Below are 21,111 nucleotides of genomic sequence, written 5' to 3'. Positions count from 1 at the left end.
TTAAAAGTTTTGTTAAGAAATTGTAAAGCGACTATTCTAGGATTCTGTAAGATTTTTGTAGTTGTGCAATCTGCTTTGCGTTCCCTACCACAATAATCTTAGAGCCTGGACTGATAGCCGTGTCAGGACTTGGGTTAACTATATATTCTCCATCAGGAGATTTGTAACCTATGATGTTACAACCTGTTTTCTGCCTTAAGTTCAAGTCCAGGATCGTACAGGTATTGTTATGATCAAACATTTGCTCAAAAGAAACTTGCTCTAGATTTACCCCATCATCACCGCCATAACTTAAATTATCCCAAAACTCAATAAGATCTGGACTAACGATCAAGGAGGCCATGTGCTGCCCTCCTATCTGATCTGGTAAAATGACATTATTCGCTCCCGCAAGCTTCAATTTTTTATAACTGGTTTCTTCACTTGCTCGTGAAATTATCTTCAGGTTTTTGTTAAGCTGTCTTGCGCTGAGCACGATAAACAAATTATCAGCATCATCTGGCAAGGCAGCAATAAGCACACTCGCTTTTTCAATTTCAGCCATATGAAGCACCTCATCTTCATTTGCATTCCCTCTTATAAAATGCTTGTTTTCAATATGGCAATCGTCAATGACTTGTTGGTTTTTTTCTACTATTACAAAGTCGCGCTTGTAATCTTGCAGTTTTGCAACGGCTTGCTTTCCATTACGACCATAGCCGCAGACGATAATGTGATTTTCCATAGATTTCAAGTATTTTTTCTTTTCACGCTCTCGACGCGCCATTCTAGAGTTTCTAGCTAATAAGAATTCAGAGATGACCGATACCGAATACCCCACAATCACAACGCTGGTCAAAATGATGAATATAGTAAACATCTTTGCCTCTGGACTAGGATCTCCCATCTCTCGATATCCAACTGTGGTAATAGTAATTACTGTCATATACAGCGCATCAATCCAAGACACGTCTAATAGGTATTTATAGCCTATACAACCTATAATTAGAACTGATGTCAGCATTCCGACAGCAATGGGTATCTTGTTACGCATACGTATTAGTTATAAATCAAAAACAGAACTTCGTTTGACATAGACAAGATCCTTGATGCGCAACCAAAACGCCATTATCAGATATATGGCAAATCCAGCACCTAAAGTGGCAAACGTAAAATAGATAAACGTAATACGCACGTTACGGGCTCGCATTCCCAGACGGTCTGCCATACGTGTTGATACATAAAAACCGTATTTCTCTAAGTAGTGTCTCAGTTCAGTTACTAAACCCATGTTTCAAATTTAAGCAAGTTTAGGCGATGGACGGTTAAGAATCTGCGCGCATCAACTGGATGCCTATATCACAATTTAAGCAAACATTTTGATCGCAGTAATTAGGTTTCAGTTGTAGAACTGCCTGAGTCTCTAAGGCGTTTTCAATAGCAATCAATTTGTTGAAACCTGCAGTAATGGTGTTTTTTTCTGCTTTGAGTTCTCTCATTAAGGATAGTAGTTCTTCCAGATTTTCCTTTCCATGGTATTTTGCGTACGCAAATTTCATAGGGACAACACAATTAATTATCACTAAATCTATAAAATCGTTTGTGATTACTTTCTCCTTGCTCTCTGTCGCTTTATCAAACAGGTGGTGATCATTCCAGTAGGTGGCTGCCTTTACCTGAAACAATGTTTTTATTTCCGTTTTAGTTTGGGCAAGCAAAATTTCAGCAAAAAGCAATGGATTTTGGTGGTAAAGCATAGCTAGTTGTGATAATCGTACGGTGGGATAATTGGCCGGTCGCAACCTGAACAATTTCAAACTGGTGTGAATAGGTGTTAATTGGTACTTCGCTTTCGCGAAAGCGAACTCATTAACAAGCAAATGAAAATAACGGTCTTCAAATTCCTTGTCCAACAGGCCTGACTGACCAAATAACACGGCCTCCAACTGAAATGCATCACTTGCTAGTTTGCGAACAACGGACTGATCTATACTTGTCGCCAACTGTTCAAACGCATCGGCATTTATCTTAGTCCCAAAACTACGGGCCAGCATTTGAAAAAAAGTAGCTTCCCAGTCGTTATTATTTTTTCCCAAACTTAGCTGGATTCTTTCATATCGCTGTTCCAGACGCTGCAAGTACATTTTTTCCAACCAACTATTTACGATGAAAGAATCTACTTGATCTATCATTTTTTCGCAATTAATAAATTGGTTGTTTTTATAGGCAAACAAACGCGTGTAAGCAAGAACCAAGCTGTCTGGAACGTATCCCGCAACTTCTAATACTGGGATGTCGACCTCACTACGTCTCGTGATTTCTGCATCGTGTTTCCACACCACATGTAAAATCACATTGTCATAAGCTGGATCATCATCATGACCATGACGGTACCAATCACTGGCTCGCAAATGCATTTCAACATTTCCTGCCCACAATTGACCGGCAATTTCCAGACGACAATTAAAAAAATCTGGTCCTGAATGGTAGTTGTGTTGACCTAGAGACTTTATGATAATCGACTCTCCATTTGTAGAGCGCAACTCTTGCCCACTCAGTTTTTTAAATTTCCAGAGGTAATGGAGAAAATCTTCCGTCATTAGTGAGTGTTTTGCGAGTGAAGTGATCCGCAATTCATGGAAGAAAAGTATTTCAAATTAAGGAGCTACAATTGGAAAAAATCACAAAATTATTAAGATATAAAACACTAGCTTAACGCCTGTTCAAAAGGTTCACTAGACGAAAACTTAAGAAGCCCAACTTAGCTTTTAAATCTGTGCCGCTTTATAAAATGAACCACTTCTGGCAAATAAAGCCCAGCATAATTACTTAAAGGCATTAACTAAACGCTCAATAGATATAAAGGTCCATTGATTGTAATTTCTACCCTAAATCGTAAAAAATCTACTCTTCCAACCAACCTTTTTGAGCCATCCATTCATCGTTGAAAAATTTCCCAACGTAACGACTGCCGTGATCGTGGTAGAGTATTACTACAACGTCATCTTTAGTAAACCCAACTTCCTCATGGATTTGCAACAGACCTTTAATAGCTGCTCCAGCACTATTACCTAGGAACATCCCCTCTTCTTTAGCTAACCTGCGAGTGTAAATTGCAGCATCTTTATCGGTTACTTTAGTAAAGCCGTCGATCACTTCAAAACGTACATTAAGAGGTAGAATATCTTCACCGATTCCTTCAGTCACGTATGCATATATCTCTTTCTCATCAAACTCGCCAGTCTCGTGATATTTTTTGAAGACAGATCCATACGTATCAATTCCCCAAATTTTGATATTAGGGTTTTTACCTTTTAGATAGGTCCCAACACCAGATATGGTACCACCAGTGCCAACACCTACCACAAAATGAGTCACTTTACCGTCTGTCTGTTCCCAGATTTCTGGACCAGTACTCATGTAATGCGCTTTACAATTGGAAGGATTATCATATTGATTGACATACCAAGAGTTAGGTATTTCCTCGCTCAATCGTTTACTGGTTGAATAATAGGATTGTGGATCGTCTGGAGCTACATCTGTTGGGCATACGTGAACTTCAGCACCTACAGCACGTAGAATGTCCATTTTTTCCTTAGACTGTTTGTCACTTAAAACACAGATCAATTTATAGCCTTTAATAATCGCAGCTAGAGCAAGTCCCATTCCCGTGTTTCCACTGGTTCCTTCTATAATGGTTCCACCAGGTTTTAATCGACCATCTGCCTCTGCATCCTCGATCATCATCAGTCCCATGCGGTCTTTAACGCTATTGCCTGGATTGAACGTCTCGTATTTAGCCAGTACCAAGCAAGGTAAATCTTCTACCAGCTTGTTCATCTTCACCATTGGTGTATTTCCAATGGTCCCTAATATATTTTCTGCGTAATCCATGATCTTATTTTGCGCTGCAAATTTAGGATTTTGCAGAGAGCTTTTTAAGGTATTGCTATAGCTATTTTCTTTAATAGGAATTGTGGGTGATTACGCTTTCGCATTTCGACAGGCTCAATGTAAACTTCAGCGTACTTGCTACAAATTATTCAAAACGCATCGCCTTCACTGGAGAAATACGGCTAACAATGTATGTGGGAATGATCAACACAAATAAACAGATGGTGAATGTTCCTAGATTAAGTGCAAGTATGTGCCACCATGATATATATACTGGTGCCATGCTCACATAATAGGTAGCAGGATCCAAGGTGAGCGGAGCAAAGAAGTATTGAAGCGCGACCAATCCTAGACCTATCAAATTACCCCAAATCAAACCTTTCAAAATCAGACTCATCGCATTGTATAGAAATACTTTGCGAACCGTCCAGTCTGTAGCGCCTAAAGATTTGAGTACGCCTATCATATTTGTTCTATCTAAAATCAAAACCAGCAATGCCGTTATCATGTTGATGATCCCAACGATCAAAATGACGCCAATAATTCCATAGATATTCCCGTCCAGCAATGCCAACCATTGAAATATCGTGGGATATTGATCCTTGATACTTTGCGCATCCAGCGTCTGTGGAACATTCAGAAATATATCTTTTCCTATTTCATCAATTTGATTAAAGTCAGTAATAAAAACTTCAAACTTACCAACCTCGTCATCTTCCCACTTATTGATTTTTTGAATGTTGCGTATGTCACCTAGGATGAATTTAGTATCATATTCTTCTAGACCGCTGTCATAAATGCCGACTACTGTAAAAGAGCGTCCTAAGGGCTCTTCATTTTCTTTCATGAAATAAGTAGGCGCCTTATCACCTACTTTCAATCCCAACCTGCGAGAAATATCGTCTGAGATTAAGATGTCTTTAGAAGTAGTCTCTTGTGAAACATCAGGCAACTTGCCATCGATCAAAAAGTCCTCAAAACTTTCCCAGCGGTAATCGGTTCCTACACCTTTAAGAATAACCCCTTCAAAATCAGTTTCGGTACGTATCATGGCGCCTTTTGTCGCTACGGCTTGCACATGAGTCACTTCTGGAACTGATTTGAAATCAGGATAGAACTCTTGTTGTTTGGAAATAGGTCGCACAGTCGTGATGGAGTTATTGCGATCAAACAGCGAAATAGTCACATCACCATTGAAAGCACTGACCTTTTCTCTAATCTTTTTTTGAAGGCCAACACCTGTTGCAACCGCAATGATCATGACGATCATGCCTATTGCAATTGCAGCAGTAGCAATTTTTATAATCGGTGCGCTTACGCTATTTTTATAGGCCGTACTATTTTGTACGCGCTGCGCTATGAAATACTCTAGATTCAATCCTTATTCTTCTATGTTCAAATATACCATAATCCTTATGGCTTTAGTAATGACTTCCTGCAATGGGAGCATCGGTCAAAAGAGCAAAACTACTACCAAAAATGGTGTAGAACTTCCTAGCGCGGTAGATCTGGACAGTACGAGAAACATACTGCCCTTAGACAATGAGCCCGTCACCGCTGCAGATCAGATAGGTAGTTGGGTAGGCCAGTTAAAAGGAAAGCGAGTGGCAGTTGTAGGCAATCAAACCAGTGTTGTGAACACGCTGACTAAAGCAGAGCGACGCACCTGGGATCAAGCAGAAAAAATTAAATACGTACACCTAGTAGACACCTTGATCTCCCTAGGGGTTGATGTCAAAAAAGTATTTGCTCCTGAGCATGGATTTAGAGGCGAGGCAGATGCTGGTGCAGTGGTAGAAGATGGCATAGACAAACGTAGCGGTTTGCCTATCATCTCTTTATACGGCAGCAATAAAAAACCAACCAAAGCTCAATTAGCTGATGTAGACATCATCTTATTTGATATTCAAGATGTAGGCGCCCGATTTTACACCTACATATCGACGCTTCATTATGTGATGGAAGCCGCGGCTGATAGCAATAAAACAGTTTACATCCTAGATCGCCCAAATCCTAATGGACACTATATCGACGGGCCTATCCTGGATTCACAACACAAAAGTTTTGTAGGCATGCATCCTGTACCGGTGGTACACGGGATGACCATAGGTGAATATGCTCAAATGATCAATGGCGAGAAGTGGTTACCTTATGGCAAACAAGCGAGTATCAAGGTATTCAAAAATCAACATTACACCCATGCGACTCCTTATCATTTGCCTATTCCCCCATCACCTAATCTACCCAATGCACAGTCCATCAATTTATATCCCAGCCTTTGCTTTTTTGAAGGAACTGACGTGAGTGTAGGTCGAGGTACTGACATGCAATTTCAAGTGTATGGCTCTCCTTCCCTAGCTAAGTACAGAAACTTCTCCTTTACACCTACTCCAAACGCAGGAGCTAAACGACCGCCTTTTAACGGCAAGAAATGTTTTGGTGTGGACTTGAGGGAATACCCACGATTAAATAAGTTGCAGTTGGAATTTGTTGTAGACGCTTTCGCGAAAGCGCCCTACAAAGAAAGCTTCTTCAACTCCTTTTTTACTAACCTGGCAGGAACAGAAAAGCTGCAAGCTCAAATCGAAAAAGCAATGAGTGCTGAAGCAATTGCTGCGACTTGGGAATCAGACTTGAAAGCCTATGACCAGATGAGACAGGCTTATCTATTATATGAATAATTAATAGCGGTGTTATGGAATCCTTTTTTAACGAAACTACCTATAATGAATTAAGAGGTCGGTTGCGAACTATCCAGCCAGAGAACGAACCACTATGGGGCAAGATGAATGCCGCACAAATGTTTAAGCATTGTCAATACCCACTTCAAGTTGCTTTAGAAAAAGAAAAGTTTAGCATTAAGCCCAATTGGCTAATCAAAGTTTTTTTTAAAAAGATGATGTACAGCCCGAAGCCATTTCAAAAAAATGCCCCTACTGCAAAGGCGTTTAGAATGGTAGATGATTATGATTTCTCTAGTGAAAAAGAAAAGTTAGACCAATGGATGCAAGAATTGTGGTACGACCGGGACAATGAGAAGCGTCGTCCACATCCAGTTTTTGGTCACTTTACCAAAGACCAATGGGGAATCTTACAGTGGAAACACTTGGACCACCATTTTAGGCAGTTTGGGGTTTGATACGTAGCAAAGAGTATTACTCATTCAACATCTGCCACAGTCGATCTTTCAGCTGTTGCATGTTGTGTTGCGTGATCGCACTGATAAACATATAAGGAGCGCCATCGAAAGCTCCTTCATTGTCCAAATGTTCCTTGATCTCACCCATGAGTTCCTCATCCAGCATGTCTGATTTAGATATCGCTACAAAGCGCTCTTTATCTAACATTTCAGGATTGTATTTACGCAACTCGTGAAGTAATATTTGATACTGCTCATTGATATCGTCAGCATCTGCTGGTATCATGAAAAGCAGTGTTGAATTACGCTCTATGTGACGTAGGAATCGGTGACCAATCCCCTTTCCTTCAGCAGCTCCTTCAATGATTCCAGGAATATCTGCTATAACAAAAGTTTGGAAATCGCGGTACTCTACGATTCCTAGGTTAGGTTTTAGGGTTGTGAATTCGTAGTTAGCGATCTTAGGTTTCGCAGCAGTCAACACTGACAATAATGTGGATTTTCCCGCATTAGGAAAACCAACCAGACCTACGTCTGCTAGTATTTTAAGCTCAAAAGTAACTTCTAGCGCCTCGCCTTCGGTTCCAGGTTGTGCGTATCTAGGCGTTTGCCTAGTCGAACTTTTGAAATGCCAGTTTCCTTTACCGCCCATTCCTCCTTCTGCAATGATGAACTCATCACCATCTTCTAAAACTTCGTGAATGATTTGACCCGTCTCCGTATTTCTGATGACCGTTCCTAAGGGCAGTTCTAGATATATATCATCACCATCTTCACCGGTACGGCGCTGTTTTGCGCCGTTACCACCTTGTGCAGCTTTAAAGTGGCGCTGGTATTTGAAGTGATACAAGGTCCAGAGGTTTTTATTCCCCTTTATGATGATATGACCACCACGACCACCGTCACCCCCATCAGGACCACCTTTGTCAATATATTTTTCGCGGTGTAGGTGTGTACTCCCCTTACCGCCACGACCGGATTCAATATGAACCTTAGTATAGTCTACAAAATTTCCTTCAGTCATGGTTTTACTTATTAGTTCTCTATTAATTTAATTAAGCCTCTTAGATCCTTCTAAAGCTTATCGAACTCTGCACTCAAGCGTTCTGTGATCTCGTCAATCGACCCTTCACCATCTACGCCATGGTATTTATCTTGAGCCTGGTAATAGTTTTTCAGCGGCGCTGTTTGCTCGTAATACACTTTGATGCGATCACGGATAACTTCTTCATTAGCATCATCGGGACGTCCACTGCTTTTCCCACGTTCCAACAGACGTTGTACGAGAACCTCATCATCCACTTCAAGTGCCACCATTCCGCTGACTTCTGTATTCATACTTTCCAGCAGTTCATCTAAAGCTTTAGCTTGAGCATCTGTTCTTGGGAAGCCGTCAAAAATGAATCCGGCAGCGTCTGGAGTTTTCTCTACCTCCGCTTTCAACATTTTGATGGTTATTTCATCAGGGACTAGGTTTCCTTTATCCATATAGGATTTAGCCAGTTTTCCTAAGTCAGTTGAATTCTTTATATTTTTTCTAAAAACGTCTCCAGTGGAAATATGAATCAATCCATATTTTTCTTTTAAACGTTCTGCTTGTGTTCCTTTTCCCGCTCCTGGAGGGCCGAATAGCACGATATTTTTCATAGAATTGGTCTGTACGTAAAGTTCTGGCAAATTGCGCCCTAAGTTATTATAATCCATGCCGTAACCCACGACAAATTTGTTAGGTATATTTTGGCCTACATAATCGATTTTCAACTCTCGATTGTAAACGTCTGGTTTTAAAAATAAGGTGGCAATATGGAGTGCCGCAGGCTGGTGGTTTTTTAGCTTTCGCGAAAGCGCGTCTACCGTCAGTCCAGTGTCTACTATATCTTCTACAATGACCACCACTCGATCAGTGAGGTCAATGTCCAACTCCATATCCAGTTGTATTTTACCCGTCGACTCTGTACCCTCATAACTGCTGGTACGCAAAAAAGCGATTTCACAATCGCCTTGGAATTTACGAGTTAGGTCAGCAAGTACGATGTAGCTTCCATTTAATATGCCTAAAAATATAGGACATTTACCCTTCAAATCACGGTTGAGCTGGTAAGCCAGATTGTCAACAGCGCTTTCAATCTCCTTGGCACTCAGGTAAGGTTTGAAGTAGAGATCGTGAATTTTTTGCACTTTGAAAATTTTTGTGCAAAGATAGTGATTTGCAAAAAGGAGATGTTTCAATGATAGGACTATTTAATCCCACTCATTTTATGAGTTATGCCACCTAAATAGTATGATTTATTAGGGCGTTGCACTTCGACTCCGCTCTGCGCGGCGCCTGCGGCCGCGCTTTACGTTGCAATCTTTTTTAGCACAATGCATCTCATGCATTCGTTCTAAAAAAGGATTTCCACTTCAATCACTAACGCAACATTAACATCATTTAAATCCAAATTAGAACTTGTATTTTTGAGGCATGAAACAGACTCTTTTTTCTTCAGATTTTAGATTAGGTATTCTAGGTGGTGGACAGCTAGGAAAAATGATGTTGTACACGACCCGTAAATGGGATGTGCAAACCTATGTCATGGATGAGGACGATACCGCACCTGCATTTGAAGGTTGCACCGTCTTTTTTGAAGGCGATATTATGGATTATGAGGCCGTGATGGAATTTGGCCGTCAGGTAGATGTGCTGACTATCGAGATTGAAAATGTCAATGTGCAAGCACTAGAAGATCTAGAAGCAGAAGGCATTGCGGTATCGCCTAGTGCTAGTGTCCTTAACCGCATACGCAACAAAGCAAGGCAAAAGACTTTCTATAAAGAACAAGGCATTCCAACAGCAGACTTTCAATTATTCCCACAACCTGAAATAAATCATAACCGCAGTTATCCGTTCATATGGAAAAGTGCGGAAGGTGGTTATGATGGTAAAGGAGTAAAGGTGATTCGGTCAACTGCTGATTTAAATGATCTTCCTGCTCAAGAATGCATCTATGAAGACATGGTGGATTTTGAAATGGAACTTGCCGTGATCGTGGCGCGCAATGCAGACGGCGATATAAAAACCTATCCGGTAGTCGAGATGGAGTTTCACCCAGAAGCCAACCAAGTGGAATATGTGATTTGTCCTGCCCGAGTTACAGATGCAGTTTCTAGAAAAGCTCGTGACCTAGCTTTAAAAGTTTCTGAAGCATTTGAACATGTAGGATTGCTTGCTGTAGAACTATTCCTGACAAAAAATGGTGAAATACTCGTAAATGAAGTAGCGCCAAGACCTCACAACAGCGGACATTATTCTATCGAAGGTGCTGTGACTGATCAGTTTGAGCAACACGTGCGCTGCGTACTAAACTTACCACTAGGGTCTACTGACACCGTTCTTCCTGCCGTTATGGTCAACCTAGTAGGTGCAGAAGGTTATATAGGTAACGTAATATATGATGGTATTGAAGACATTCTAGCGATGGATGGTGTGACACCCCATATTTACGGAAAGAAACAAACCAGGCCGTTTCGAAAAATGGGACATGTGACAGTTGTTGCTAAGGAGATTGAAACTGCTAGAAAGCTTGCTGAAGAGGTGAAAGCAAAAATAAAAGTAGTTAGTAGTTAGTAGTTAGTAGAAAATGTCATTTCGAGCGCAGTCGAGAACAGTTCTGGTATTTTGAATTTGCATGGCCGTTCAAATCTTTCGTCTAAAATATAATTCACGACTTTTTGTTAGTTGAGTTACAATCAAAAAATTAGCTTAGTTACAGGAGATGCTGAAACGAGTTCAGCATGACAAAGTTCCAATTCAAGCCTTGAATATTATGGATGACAATATTTGAGGAGATTGAGCTTTAATTAAAAAAAATGGAAGGCCTATACGTATCCATTTTAAGTATAGTTCGATTAGCTTTTTAAGGCGTACTCGAACTCACCTCCAGCGTCTTCCCATTATAAAATTTATTTCCAGTCAGGGCGAACTCCATAATGTATTGCGCCATTTCTTTAGGCTGCAAGGGTGCTTCGTAGCCTGGAAAAGCCTCTGCCAGCATCTCTGTTTGTACTGCTCCTAAGGCTAACGTGTTGAAAGATGGTCCGCTTTCCTTGTATTCCTCTGCCAATAACTCGAAAAGAGTGATTACAGCACCTTTGGCGCTGCTATAGGCCGCTAGTCCTGGAAATTTTGCACTTCCTTGAATACCTCCCATGGAGCTAATCGCCACCACGTGAGAATCTTTATTCATCAGCGGTAGTAATGATTGAGTAAGCAAGGCCACCCCAAAAACATTCACTTCATAGCAATTGACAAAATCGGCTTTAGTCAACTCTTCAAAAGGTTTGTTGACGAGCCAGCCCGCATTGTGAATCAACAAATCTACGCGATCAAATTTCGCATGGATTTCCTCTATTGCTTCTGCAATACTGGCCTCGCTAGCTAAATCACATGAAACTGCAGTGATCTTTGAATTGTTGAGATCTTGGATGGGAGCTCGCTTTCGCGAAAGCGCCATTACCTCATCACCATTGCTAGCAAAAAGCTGTGCTAGTTCAAAGCCTATCCCGCGACTGGTACCTGTTATAACAATATTTTTACTCATTAGGCAAGGCGTTCATCTTTAGTCCATTTTCATTAACTATGAAGAGAATTCCAGGTAACGTAGCATCCACGACTTTAGCCATGTGCTGCGCGTCCACTCCAGAAATTTCGTCACCTACTTGATGGTAATGCTCAAAGTTGGTAAAATCAAAAGTGCTGATCGTTTGTGATGGCACTTTGAATTCCTGATAAAATGCATAATTATCAGACCTCATGAATAGGTTCATTTGAGCTGCTGCTTCCAACTTTCCAGTGACGATGCGATTTTCATTTTCTCTGTTAAGGATTTCTCCCATGTTAGAAGTATCGTAACCCGTAAGGTAAGCGAGGTACTCGCGATTTACCATAGGCGTTCCTGTCATTTCGAAATTGATCATTGCTACTACATTTTCTCCAGCTGCCTTCATTTGAGCGGCTAATTGCCTTGAACCAACTAAGCCTTTCTCTTCAGCAGAAAATAAAGCGAACACGATGGTCCTACGGTTAAAGTCTAGACGTTTGAAGAGGTCTGCAACTGCCATCACACTTGCAGTTCCTGTCGCATTATCATTTGCACCGTTAGCGATACTATCGCCAGCCACTGCTTGTATCATACCTATATGATCATAATGTGCCCCTATAACAACAACTTCTTTCATAAGGTCTTTGTCGCTACCCGGAATTATGGCAACTATATTATTTCCTGATAAGTCATTTACAGTAAAAGGTTGTCTGTAATTTTGCCCGTAAGGTTGAATTCCCATTTGTTCAAAGCGCTCTGCTAGGTAAGTCGCAGCAAGTTCAATCCCTTCTGAACCTGTTTCTCTACCCTTAAGCTCGTCGCTGGCTAGGTATTGAACGTCAATAGCTATTTGTGTTGGGTTGCTGGAAGGAAGTGCCACCCTTTTTTTCTGAGTGGTGCTAGTCGAAGTGCCCAGCGCGTCAATACGCTTTGCGGTACCACAAGAAATGAAAACAGCGGTAATTGAAAGTAAAAGTAATTTTTTCATTGGGAAGTTTTATAAAGGTAAAAATAGCGAATTCAATAGCCAGTTCGAAATTGATGGAATGAAACATCAAGTATCAAAAACGCCGATCTGTAGATCGGCGTTTTGAATTTTCTTTATAGTTTACTCCTAGACGTACATCACGATAGGATTCTCAATATAAGATTTGAAGGTTTGTAAGAATGCAGCTCCAGTCGCTCCATCGACCGTGCGGTGATCACAAGCAAGTGTGATTTTCATCACGTTTCCAATCACAATTTGACCATTCTTAACCACCGGTTGTTCCACGATAGCACCTACAGACATGATTGCGGAATTGGGTTGATTGATGATGGATGTAAACTCAGTAATCCCAAACATCCCTAAATTAGAAATAGTAAAGGTACTTCCTTCCATTTCCTTAGGCTGTAATTTCTTGTCGCGAGCCTTGCCTGCTAGTTCGCGTACTTTACCTCCTATTTGCTGCATGCTCATTTGGTCTGCAAATGGCAACACAGGAACTAATAAACCATCGTCTACTGCCACTGCTACACCTATGTGAATGTGCTTAGCAATTTTAGTAGCCGCGTCTGTCCAGCTCGTATTTACTTTAGGGTGTTTACGCAACGCCATTGCTGCCGCCTTAATGACCATGTCGTTAAAGCTGATCTTAGTGTCTGGCAATTCATTGATCGCCTTACGGCTTGCAATGGCATTGTCCATATCTAGATCCAGACCTAAATAATAATGTGGCGCTGTAAATTTTGATTGACCTAAACGCTTCGCAATGGTCTTACGCATTTGCGAATTAGGAACCTCTTCCCAAGTCTCTGTTCCTACCGCTTCAAAAGACGCTTGCGAACTTCCAGCGCTGGCACTACTTGGTTTATAGTTTTCAATATCTTTTTTGATCACTCGACCATTCTCCCCAGAACCGTTCACAGATCCTAAGTCAATGCCTTTGTCTGCTGCCATTTTCTTAGCGAGCGGCGATGCAAAAATGCGTCCTCCAGAAGTATTTGTACTGGAAGCAGATTCATTAGAACTTTCCTGCGGTCCACCATAAGCTGGAACGGATGCTGGTTTTTCATCTACCGCAGCAGCACCTTTTTTCTCTTCTTTCTTGGAAGTGTCTTCTTTTTTAGATTCCTTCTTAGTTTCTTTTTTAGAAGAACCGCCTTTCATATCGATACCGGAAACATCAGTTCCTTCTGGCCCTATGATCGCAAGTAGAGAATCCACCGCGGCGGTTTCACCTTCTTGAATACCAATTTTGAGCAGGGTACCTTTATGGAAGGATTCAAATTCCATAGTAGCTTTATCGGTTTCGATTTCTGCTAGTATGTCTCCTTCTTCTACCGCATCACCTTCTTTTTTCATCCATGATGCCACGGTACCTTCTTCCATGGTATCACTCAATCGAGGCATGGTAATGATTTCCACACCTTCTGGCAAGTCACTAGAGCTACTGTCACTAGAACTATCGTCATCTGCATCTGTAGAATGTTCTGTCACGTCATCTTCATCTTCGTTATCAGACTCCTCATCATCGCTTTCAGATTTTTTAGTATCTCCAGCGCCGTTGATTAAATCAGAAATATCTTCACCTTCTTCGCCTATAATGGCAAGCAATTGATCTACCGGAGCGGTTTCCCCTTCCTGAATCCCGATGTGCAATAACGTACCTGAATGAAAAGATTCAAATTCCATTGTCGCCTTGTCGGTCTCAATTTCTGCTAGAATTTCTCCCTCTTCTACTTTATCTCCTACTTTTTTCAACCACGCAGCAACCACACCTTCTTCCATGGTGTCGCTCAAACGCGGCATGTTGATTACTTCTGCCATTGATTATAGTTTTGACGGTAAAAATGGGTAGTCTTCTTGCTCATATACGGCATCGTACATAAGGCTCTTCTCTGGGTAAGGAGACTCTTCTGCAAACTTTTCACATTCTGCAACACGCTCTTTTACTCTTTTGTCGATTTTCTTGATGTCAGCCTCAGTAACGCCTTCTTGATCTAACAAGCGTTGTTTTACTTGGGTGATCGGGTCAATTTTTTGGTACTCTGCTACCTCATCTTTGGTACGGTACTTTTGAGCATCACTCATGGAGTGACCGCGGTAACGGTATGTTTTCAACTCTAAGAATGTTGGTCCACCACCAGAACGTGCTCTCTCGATAGCTTCATGCATAGCTTCAGCTACTTTTTCTGGATCCATGGCGTCCACTGGACCGCAAGGCATTTCATAGCCTAAACCTAACTTCCAGATATCCGTATGGTTTGCGGTTCTGGCAACACTAGTTCCCATCGCGTAACCGTTGTTCTCTACACAGAAAACTACAGGTAGGTTCCATAACATCGCCAGGTTAAAGGTTTCATGAAGAGACCCTTGACGTGCTGCACCATCACCAAAAAATGTCAATGTTACAGCATCACGATCGTGGTACTTATCACCGAATGCAATACCTGCACCTAGAGGGATTTGCCCTCCTACGATACCGTGACCTCCATAAAAATTAAATTCTTTTGAAAAAATATGCATAGAACCACCCAGACCCTGTGACGTACCGGTAGCTTTTCCATACAACTCTGCCATCACACGTTTAGGGTCTACGCCCATACCTATAGGCTGCACGTGGTTGCGGTAAGCAGTAATCATTTTATCTTTTCCTAGTTCCATGGCGTGCAACGCACCCGCTAGAATAGCTTCTTGCCCATTGTATAAGTGCAAAAATCCACGAACTTTTTGTTGAATGTACACTTGAGCCAGTTTATCCTCAAACTTTCTCCAGAAGAGCATGTCTTCGTACCACTTCAGTAAAACTTCTTTAGTTACTTTTTTCATGTAAAGTGTTGTTTTTATTTCGCTTTCGCGAAAGCGAACCCATCACAATTCCTTTTATTGCCATGGCCGCACTTCTAATTGCGGAAAACAAAAATAGTTGAAAAAAGGGTAAAGGAAAACCAATTCTAGGGTTAAATCCGTACGAAATGCCTAAAGGTATTTATTATCAAAAATGAGCGGTAAAAGATCACTTAAAGACCTGGACCTAGCGACTTTACCTACAGCACCCATAAAGAAAAGTTCAATGGATTTCTCTTGACGGGACTCATACTCTACCATGGACTGACGGCAAGCGCCACATGGAGGTACAGGTTTATCAAACTTACTACCCACAGGACCAGCGGTAATGGCCATTTTCACCATAGCAACCCCTGGATAATTAGCCCCAGCTGCAAAAATAGCGACGCGCTCTGCACACAAACCTGATGGGTAAGCAGCGTTCTCCTGATTGTTCCCACGTATGACTACACCGTTTTCTAGTAACAGCGCACAACCAACTGAAAAATTAGAATAAGGAGCATAGGCTTGTGATCGTGCTATTGATGCTTCACGCATCAACTCTTGATCTGCTGTTTCCAGCTCTTCTATGCCATCGTATACATCGATGACTGTATTGAGTTGTATCTGTTTGATAATCTAGTATTCTATATACTCGTCTCCAAAGTTAAATGTCAAACCGAATCGCAAGGTTCCTTCAAGAGGGGATTGCACGCGGCTGGTGGAAAACAAGTAAGACAAATCTATGTTTATTTCAGAGAATTTGAATCCAGCACCTAAGGACAAAAACTTTCTTCCACCTTTATCGTCAGCTTCATTAAAATACCCTGTGCGAAGTGCAAAGCTGTCGTCATACGTATATTCTGCACCTAATGCCCAGGTTACTTCTCTCAATTCCTCAGCACCGCCGCCTGGGGCATCCCCAAAGGATTGAAAGATTCCAGAGAAAAAGTTGACATCATCGTCCTCGCCCTCTAAAATTTCTTGACGGTCACCGTCGTTATCTTGATCTTGTAAATCTCTAACTGGTGGAGTTGGAACTAACAATTTGTTAAACTCTGCGGTGATAGCCACTTTACTAAATCCATCATTCAAGTACAGATCTACACCGCCGCCTAGTCCTAAGTTGGTTGGCAAGAAATTTTCTTGACCACCTTGATCGTACGATACTTTAGGACCTATATTAGAAATGTTGAATCCACCACGGTATCGACCATATAAATCGCCAATAGGCACTTCCTCAGTTTGATAATATCCTGCAACCCCAACACTAAAGGAGCTTGCGGCACTCGCATCTGCGTTTTGTGATTGAATCCTCAAATCACTGCGTAAATAGCGTCCAGTAACCGCCATAGAAAACTCATCTGACAGTTTTAAAGAATAAGAACCATCCAAAACAAATTCATTTGGATTTTCTTCCGTACCCGTTTCACCATCCTCCGTAATAAATATGGTTCCTAGACCGAAATATCTTAAGCTCGTGGCAAAAGCACTTTGCTCATTAATGCGATTTGCATAAACCAATTGACCAATTCCTATGTCGTTTACTAATTGTCCCAAATACGGAGTATACGCCACTCCAACAGCTTGTTCTCGAGACATGAACGAATACTTTGCTGGATTCCATTGCTGGCTCCAGGCATCTGGACTAGTTCCTACTCCCATATCACCCATCCCTGCAGCTCTAGGATCACCTGCTATTCTAAGAAATGGTAAGGCTGTCGTAATTACTCGAGAATCTTGAGCTATGGCTGGTACAAATGCAGTAAAAAACAGGATTATAGTTAGGGCATTTAAAAGAACTCTTTTCATGAATCTGGTTTAATGGTGGTCAAATATATGGTAATCAGTAAAGATTATAAGATGACAAGTTTTTCAATTTTGCTCGCTACCTCATTAGCTAACGTACTTTTTACGGTAATCTTATAAACATATACGCCTTTTCCCAGACGTTGTCCGAAGTCATCCACTCCATCCCAAGTTATATCTCTAGAAGTAAAACCAGCATTAGTTACTATTTGATTAGTCGTCCAGACCACCTTACCTGTGATCGTCATCACTTGAACTTGAACCTCTAGAGGTTCAAATGGCCGGTTGTGATTGAACCAGAATTCAGTATAGGTGGTAAAAGGATTTGGGTAATTTAATACTCGGGTGAGTTCTATTCCGTCACCCGCAGCTACTATAAATTGAATTTCCTGAGTAGAACTATTATTGTAGGTGTCCCATGATTTTACGGTAAGCGTATGCAAACCGGGAGCTATATCCCTAAGAGGGAAATAAACTTTTCCTTTAGTGAAATCATCTACATCTGCCTCATAATAATCATTGAGAATATATGGATTTGTCTCGTCTCCATCGATGATTCCAATAATGTCATGACCTATCCCGCTCGCGGTATTGATTCCACTCATATCGGTAAGAAATGCAAGGATGAATGGGTTAGAATCTGTAATTCCTCCTGAAACAAAGTTCCTGTCGTTCATGAATAATTCCATTTCAGGACCCACCGTGTCTTCTGGAGCATCCCGATTGATACCACCGATTCTCAATTGCTGAGAGAAGCCATTTTGATCTTCTTTGATATTTGTTCTCTTAGAATAAAAAGAAATTCTTCCCGTCCCTACAGGTATTTGAGTATCCCTAGGCATCACAAAGGATACGGTAAACCTACCATTCTCTACCGTCGCTTGACCTCTGAAGAGCACTTCACCTTGCTGAGTAAAATCTAATATTTCAACAGTACCGTTAACTTCTGTACCATCGTTTGCTAATGTTTTACGTTGCACCTCTTTATCAAAAACGATTACGGAAATCGTTCCATTATAATCTGCTATCAAATTTCCAGAGATGGTTTGCACTTCCCCATTTAAGGTCACTCTATCTAAGGCACGTAGCGGCGGGTTGTTAATGTTTGTTGGCTGGCCATTTACCTCAGTCAGCACCACTCTAGGAGATGGAAAAGCGAGCTTCAAGGCTGGATCGCCTATAAACGCAATCACTCTTCTAGTGTCGCTGGAGGACAATGCTGGATCTGTTTTGGCTAATCGCAAGGCCTCTGCCATAGAGATGGGCTCCACATTATTAAAAGAAAAAAGATACTGATCTAATGTGTTGTTTAACGTAACTCCCACGCTGATAAATATCAAGCGGTTGGTGGCTACTAATGCGATAGCGCCACCTTGTGGGTTCAAATAAGTCAGCTCACCACCACTCACTCGTTGCGGATTATCGTATCGACTAAAATCGCAGGTGACTGCCACAAATAAGGGTAAGGTGTTTGGGTTTCTTAAATTTTCAACCGTGTTCTGAGTAATGATAATTTCTTGAGCAAGAACTTCCTCATTCCCATGTCCGAAATAGTTAATTACTAAGGATCCCTTCTCAAAAGCATTTTTAATATCATCTACCGCATCAGGATATCTTGGACCTCCTGCGGTATTGACCTGATTGTAGCTGTCTAACAATATTTTGCGCACATTATAATCCGGCCGATTTCTAAAAATATCGTCAGCTAATTGGTTCACGCTCTTTTGTAAGATAGCATCACTGGGTATATCTACATCATCTCCAATTAAAGTGACATCGTTCCTCCATTTATCGAACGCTGACCCTGCGGTATAGCTTTCAATTTTATCGATCATCTCGATCGCCTCACGCTGGGTGCTTACGATCATTCTACCAACTGCGATATCCATTAAATTATTAGCAGCGACGTCTCCTTCATTTGGATCCATAAAAGCAAAGAAATCGTCAGTAATATATGAGGCGGTCAAAGACGTACTATTGACTGATAAGAAGGAAGGTAAAATATTATCCTTTACAGGAATGCGGTCTTTGTAATCATAGCTGGTATCGCCAAATAAATTCAAATACTTCACACGCCTAGAGGGGTCTGAAGCATTGTCGTACACATATTTTACAAAGTTGCGTATGGCGCTTATATCCTGCTTGCCCTCTGAAAATTCATTATAAATATCTTGAACCCGCACTACCTTGACATTGAGGTTGCTTTCCCTCACGTGGTAATTTGCCAATCGCTGTGCTTGACTTTCCAGAAATTGCGGCGTAATGATCAAATAATCAATATCTCTAAAACTCCCAGATCTATCATTAAAAATCGTTCCTTTTAAATTTTGATTTGCAACTCTTGAGTTCGAAACTGAAACAGGCGTGTAGTAATCTGTGGCATCCACCGCAACAAATTGGCGATCCGTACCTAAGGGACTGGTAAACGAAAAATTAGCATCACCATTGACATTTTCAACCTTGGTGATATTGAACCTATCAGTCACTTCCCAAATCTCCTTAATGCCTGAAGCGTTACTGAATTGATACTGACCTACCCCAGATCTTGTCGCTGCATCAGGTACTTGAAAAGGGAACTGATTCCCTATTCCCGTCATTGCTTCATATGCGTCAATCCAGATGTAATCCAGATACCCAGTAGCACTTGGGTTGCCCGCATTATCATAAGTCAAGGTTACTGTCGCTTTATTACCGGTGATGGTCGTATTATTTACTAATAGAGCTCTGCTCGCAACTGAATTATCAATCCGACTCAGACCTATATAATTAGAAGTTCCTAAGCTCTGTCCATTTAAAGAAAAAGACATCTGGGTATCTAGATCACCTATTCCCGCGGTAGTGATACGTACCGTGGCAGGTCTGGATGCATCAATATTATTAAAGTCAAATTCAAAAGTCTGCTCTGGTTCAATGGAAAATCGCTCGCCATACCAGGTGCGACCTATAAGCCCAATATTTCTTTCATCTACCTCATGGTGCTTCCTTGCTAAGTAATAATCGTAAGTAACATTAGGGGTTCCAGCAGGAGTAATTTGAGGCAAAATACGCTTACCGGGACCGTTGCCTACATTAATATAATAATAAGAATCGTCCGTATAGGGGTTGATGAAGCTATCGTTTTCTGCAACATATTCTGTATCTGTAGCCACTCCATAAAATAGGATTTGGTCACCGTTATCAAATCGTCCATCAGACTCTCCGGTTACCGTAATCGCAATTTCCGCAGGATCGTAGAAAAGGTTTTGTCGATTAACTAGAGGCAATGAAGTTCCTCCTTGACCATATATACGTATCGTTCGAGGGTCGAGCCCCCCCACTTCTACACCTAGATTATTAAGAAAGTCTCGATTGATACGTTGCGCTCCAGTTTTAGTGACTTTGAACCGGTACCAATTCCCGCTAGCTAGCACGGAATTTCCAAATGGAGTACTTTTTGCGCGTACACTCAATGGTGCTTGGGTATAAGAAATGGTGAATGAGGTCAAACGACGGTATTGATCGCCTTCCTTATATATAGGATTAAGCCGCAGCTGGACATAATTTCGCTTTCGCGAAAGCGCATTTTTCAAAGACATATTTACACCATCTGAAATGGTGCTTCTAGGCAAATCATAAAGCTGATCTGAAGGGATTATTTCAGATTTTATATTGGACAAACGTGCCGATAATGGATCAATATTACCATTCGTCGATAAAACCGTTGAAAAAAATAATCGATTGCCCTCATATACACTTCCCTCGTTCAAATGGGGAATTTGTATGATTTTTTTACCTATTGTATACGCCATAGGGTCACTCCAGTTCAAGGTAACTGTTTGAGATTGAGCGCTTGCTAAAGCCCATGAAATAAGGAAAGTAAAAAGTAAAGTATACCTCATTAGACTTTTAACGTATGTATTGAT

Annotated in this window: 17 protein-coding genes; 3 read left to right on the top strand and 14 right to left on the bottom strand. The window is 41.2% G+C overall.

All coding sequences use genetic code 11. From position 1 onward, the window contains the following. Window positions 1-31: 31 nt before the first annotated feature. The 5 genes from NMS_RS07065 to NMS_RS07045 all read right to left on the bottom strand — a co-directional run bounded on the left by NMS_RS07065 (window position 32) and on the right by NMS_RS07045 (window position 5,251). Entirely contained in the window at window positions 32-1,033 is a 1,002-nt protein-coding gene (locus NMS_RS07065) for a potassium channel family protein (protein WP_041496073.1), read from the bottom strand. 9 nt (window positions 1,034-1,042) lie between these two features. Further along, on the bottom strand, window positions 1,043-1,270 hold the full coding sequence (locus NMS_RS07060) for a PspC family transcriptional regulator (protein ID WP_041496072.1): 228 nt from the start codon (window positions 1,268-1,270) through the stop codon (window positions 1,043-1,045). Between the two features lie 34 nt (window positions 1,271-1,304). Beyond that, window positions 1,305-2,579 (bottom strand): DUF2851 family protein, encoded by a 1,275-nt coding sequence (locus NMS_RS07055; RefSeq protein ID WP_041496071.1) that lies wholly within the window; start codon window positions 2,577-2,579, stop codon window positions 1,305-1,307. Between the two features lie 304 nt (window positions 2,580-2,883). Continuing rightward, complete coding sequence (locus tag NMS_RS07050; RefSeq protein ID WP_041496070.1) at window positions 2,884-3,873, bottom strand: PLP-dependent cysteine synthase family protein; 990 nt, start codon at window positions 3,871-3,873, stop codon at window positions 2,884-2,886. A 145-nt stretch (window positions 3,874-4,018) separates the two neighbouring features. Beyond that, on the bottom strand, window positions 4,019-5,251 hold the full coding sequence (locus NMS_RS07045) for an ABC transporter permease (RefSeq protein WP_041496069.1): 1,233 nt from the start codon (window positions 5,249-5,251) through the stop codon (window positions 4,019-4,021). Here NMS_RS07045 and NMS_RS07040 point away from each other — a divergent pair. Continuing rightward, on the top strand, window positions 5,232-6,554 hold the full coding sequence (locus NMS_RS07040) for an exo-beta-N-acetylmuramidase NamZ family protein (protein ID WP_231862370.1): 1,323 nt from the start codon (window positions 5,232-5,234) through the stop codon (window positions 6,552-6,554). The genes NMS_RS07045 and NMS_RS07040 overlap by 20 nt on opposite strands. A gap of 14 nt (window positions 6,555-6,568) precedes the next feature. Continuing rightward, on the top strand, window positions 6,569-7,012 hold the full coding sequence (locus NMS_RS07035) for a DUF1569 domain-containing protein (protein ID WP_041496068.1): 444 nt from the start codon (window positions 6,569-6,571) through the stop codon (window positions 7,010-7,012). Window positions 7,013-7,028: 16 nt separating this feature from the next. On the opposite strand, the gene obgE is transcribed toward NMS_RS07035, so the two are convergent. Next, window positions 7,029-8,036, bottom strand: a complete 1,008-nt coding sequence (obgE, locus tag NMS_RS07030) for a GTPase ObgE (RefSeq protein ID WP_041496067.1) — start codon at window positions 8,034-8,036, stop codon at window positions 7,029-7,031. Between the two features lie 50 nt (window positions 8,037-8,086). Next, window positions 8,087-9,190 carry an adenylate kinase gene (locus tag NMS_RS13700; RefSeq protein ID WP_084217636.1) on the bottom strand — a complete coding sequence of 368 codons (1,104 nt, stop codon included), beginning with the start codon at window positions 9,188-9,190 and terminating at the stop codon, window positions 8,087-8,089. Between the two features lie 286 nt (window positions 9,191-9,476). Here NMS_RS13700 and NMS_RS07020 point away from each other — a divergent pair, with 286 nt between their 5' ends. Continuing rightward, window positions 9,477-10,619: a 5-(carboxyamino)imidazole ribonucleotide synthase gene (locus NMS_RS07020; RefSeq protein WP_041496066.1), complete on the top strand. Its 1,143-nt coding sequence runs from the start codon at window positions 9,477-9,479 to the stop codon at window positions 10,617-10,619. A gap of 289 nt (window positions 10,620-10,908) precedes the next feature. Here NMS_RS07020 and NMS_RS07015 read toward each other — a convergent pair whose 3' ends face one another. The 7 genes from NMS_RS07015 to porU form a co-directional block, all read right to left on the bottom strand. Then, window positions 10,909-11,592, bottom strand: a complete 684-nt coding sequence (locus tag NMS_RS07015) for an SDR family NAD(P)-dependent oxidoreductase (RefSeq protein WP_041496065.1) — start codon at window positions 11,590-11,592, stop codon at window positions 10,909-10,911. Beyond that, window positions 11,585-12,580, bottom strand: a complete 996-nt coding sequence (locus NMS_RS07010) for a M28 family peptidase (RefSeq protein ID WP_041496064.1) — start codon at window positions 12,578-12,580, stop codon at window positions 11,585-11,587. Before NMS_RS07010 ends, NMS_RS07015 begins: the two co-directional genes overlap by 8 nt. Before the next feature lie 126 nt (window positions 12,581-12,706). Beyond that, complete coding sequence (locus NMS_RS07005; protein WP_041496063.1) at window positions 12,707-14,401, bottom strand: pyruvate dehydrogenase complex dihydrolipoamide acetyltransferase; 1,695 nt, start codon at window positions 14,399-14,401, stop codon at window positions 12,707-12,709. Window positions 14,402-14,404: 3 nt separating this feature from the next. Next, window positions 14,405-15,403, bottom strand: a complete 999-nt coding sequence (gene pdhA, locus NMS_RS07000) for a pyruvate dehydrogenase (acetyl-transferring) E1 component subunit alpha (RefSeq protein WP_041496062.1) — start codon at window positions 15,401-15,403, stop codon at window positions 14,405-14,407. Window positions 15,404-15,553: 150 nt separating this feature from the next. Then, window positions 15,554-15,982 carry a cytidine deaminase gene (locus NMS_RS06995; protein ID WP_316931179.1) on the bottom strand — a complete coding sequence of 143 codons (429 nt, stop codon included), beginning with the start codon at window positions 15,980-15,982 and terminating at the stop codon, window positions 15,554-15,556. A gap of 57 nt (window positions 15,983-16,039) precedes the next feature. Beyond that, window positions 16,040-17,212: a type IX secretion system outer membrane channel protein PorV gene (gene porV / locus NMS_RS06990; RefSeq protein ID WP_041496060.1), complete on the bottom strand. Its 1,173-nt coding sequence runs from the start codon at window positions 17,210-17,212 to the stop codon at window positions 16,040-16,042. Between the two features lie 44 nt (window positions 17,213-17,256). Beyond that, entirely contained in the window at window positions 17,257-21,087 is a 3,831-nt protein-coding gene (gene porU, locus NMS_RS06985) for a type IX secretion system sortase PorU (RefSeq protein WP_041496059.1), read from the bottom strand. Window positions 21,088-21,111: the final 24 nt, after the last annotated feature.

The organism is Nonlabens marinus S1-08, assembly GCF_000831385.1.
Taxonomy (GTDB): Bacteria; Bacteroidota; Bacteroidia; order Flavobacteriales; family Flavobacteriaceae; genus Nonlabens; species Nonlabens marinus.
Note: the sequence above shows the minus strand (reverse complement) of the source record. Positions and strands in the feature narration are given on the sequence as shown.

Bases quoted from the DNA above. Each gene is read 5' to 3' on its own strand.
- NMS_RS07065 (WP_041496073.1), bottom strand. From the start codon at position 1,033: ATGCGTAACAAGATACCCATTGCTGTCGGAATGCTGACATCAGTTCTA.
- NMS_RS07060 (WP_041496072.1), bottom strand. From the start codon at position 1,270: ATGGGTTTAGTAACTGAACTGAGACACTACTTAGAGAAATACGGTTTT.
- NMS_RS07055 (WP_041496071.1), bottom strand. From the start codon at position 2,579: ATGACGGAAGATTTTCTCCATTACCTCTGGAAATTTAAAAAACTGAGT.
- NMS_RS07050 (WP_041496070.1), bottom strand. From the start codon at position 3,873: ATGGATTACGCAGAAAATATATTAGGGACCATTGGAAATACACCAATG.
- NMS_RS07040 (WP_231862370.1), top strand. From the start codon at position 5,232: ATGAAATACTCTAGATTCAATCCTTATTCTTCTATGTTCAAATATACC.
- NMS_RS07035 (WP_041496068.1), top strand. From the start codon at position 6,569: ATGGAATCCTTTTTTAACGAAACTACCTATAATGAATTAAGAGGTCGG.
- obgE (WP_041496067.1), bottom strand. From the start codon at position 8,036: ATGACTGAAGGAAATTTTGTAGACTATACTAAGGTTCATATTGAATCC.
- NMS_RS07020 (WP_041496066.1), top strand. From the start codon at position 9,477: ATGAAACAGACTCTTTTTTCTTCAGATTTTAGATTAGGTATTCTAGGT.
- NMS_RS07015 (WP_041496065.1), bottom strand. From the start codon at position 11,592: ATGAGTAAAAATATTGTTATAACAGGTACCAGTCGCGGGATAGGCTTT.
- NMS_RS07010 (WP_041496064.1), bottom strand. From the start codon at position 12,580: ATGAAAAAATTACTTTTACTTTCAATTACCGCTGTTTTCATTTCTTGT.
- NMS_RS07005 (WP_041496063.1), bottom strand. From the start codon at position 14,401: ATGGCAGAAGTAATCAACATGCCGCGTTTGAGCGACACCATGGAAGAA.
- pdhA (WP_041496062.1), bottom strand. From the start codon at position 15,403: ATGAAAAAAGTAACTAAAGAAGTTTTACTGAAGTGGTACGAAGACATG.
- porV (WP_041496060.1), bottom strand. From the start codon at position 17,212: ATGAAAAGAGTTCTTTTAAATGCCCTAACTATAATCCTGTTTTTTACT.
- porU (WP_041496059.1), bottom strand. From the start codon at position 21,087: ATGAGGTATACTTTACTTTTTACTTTCCTTATTTCATGGGCTTTAGCA.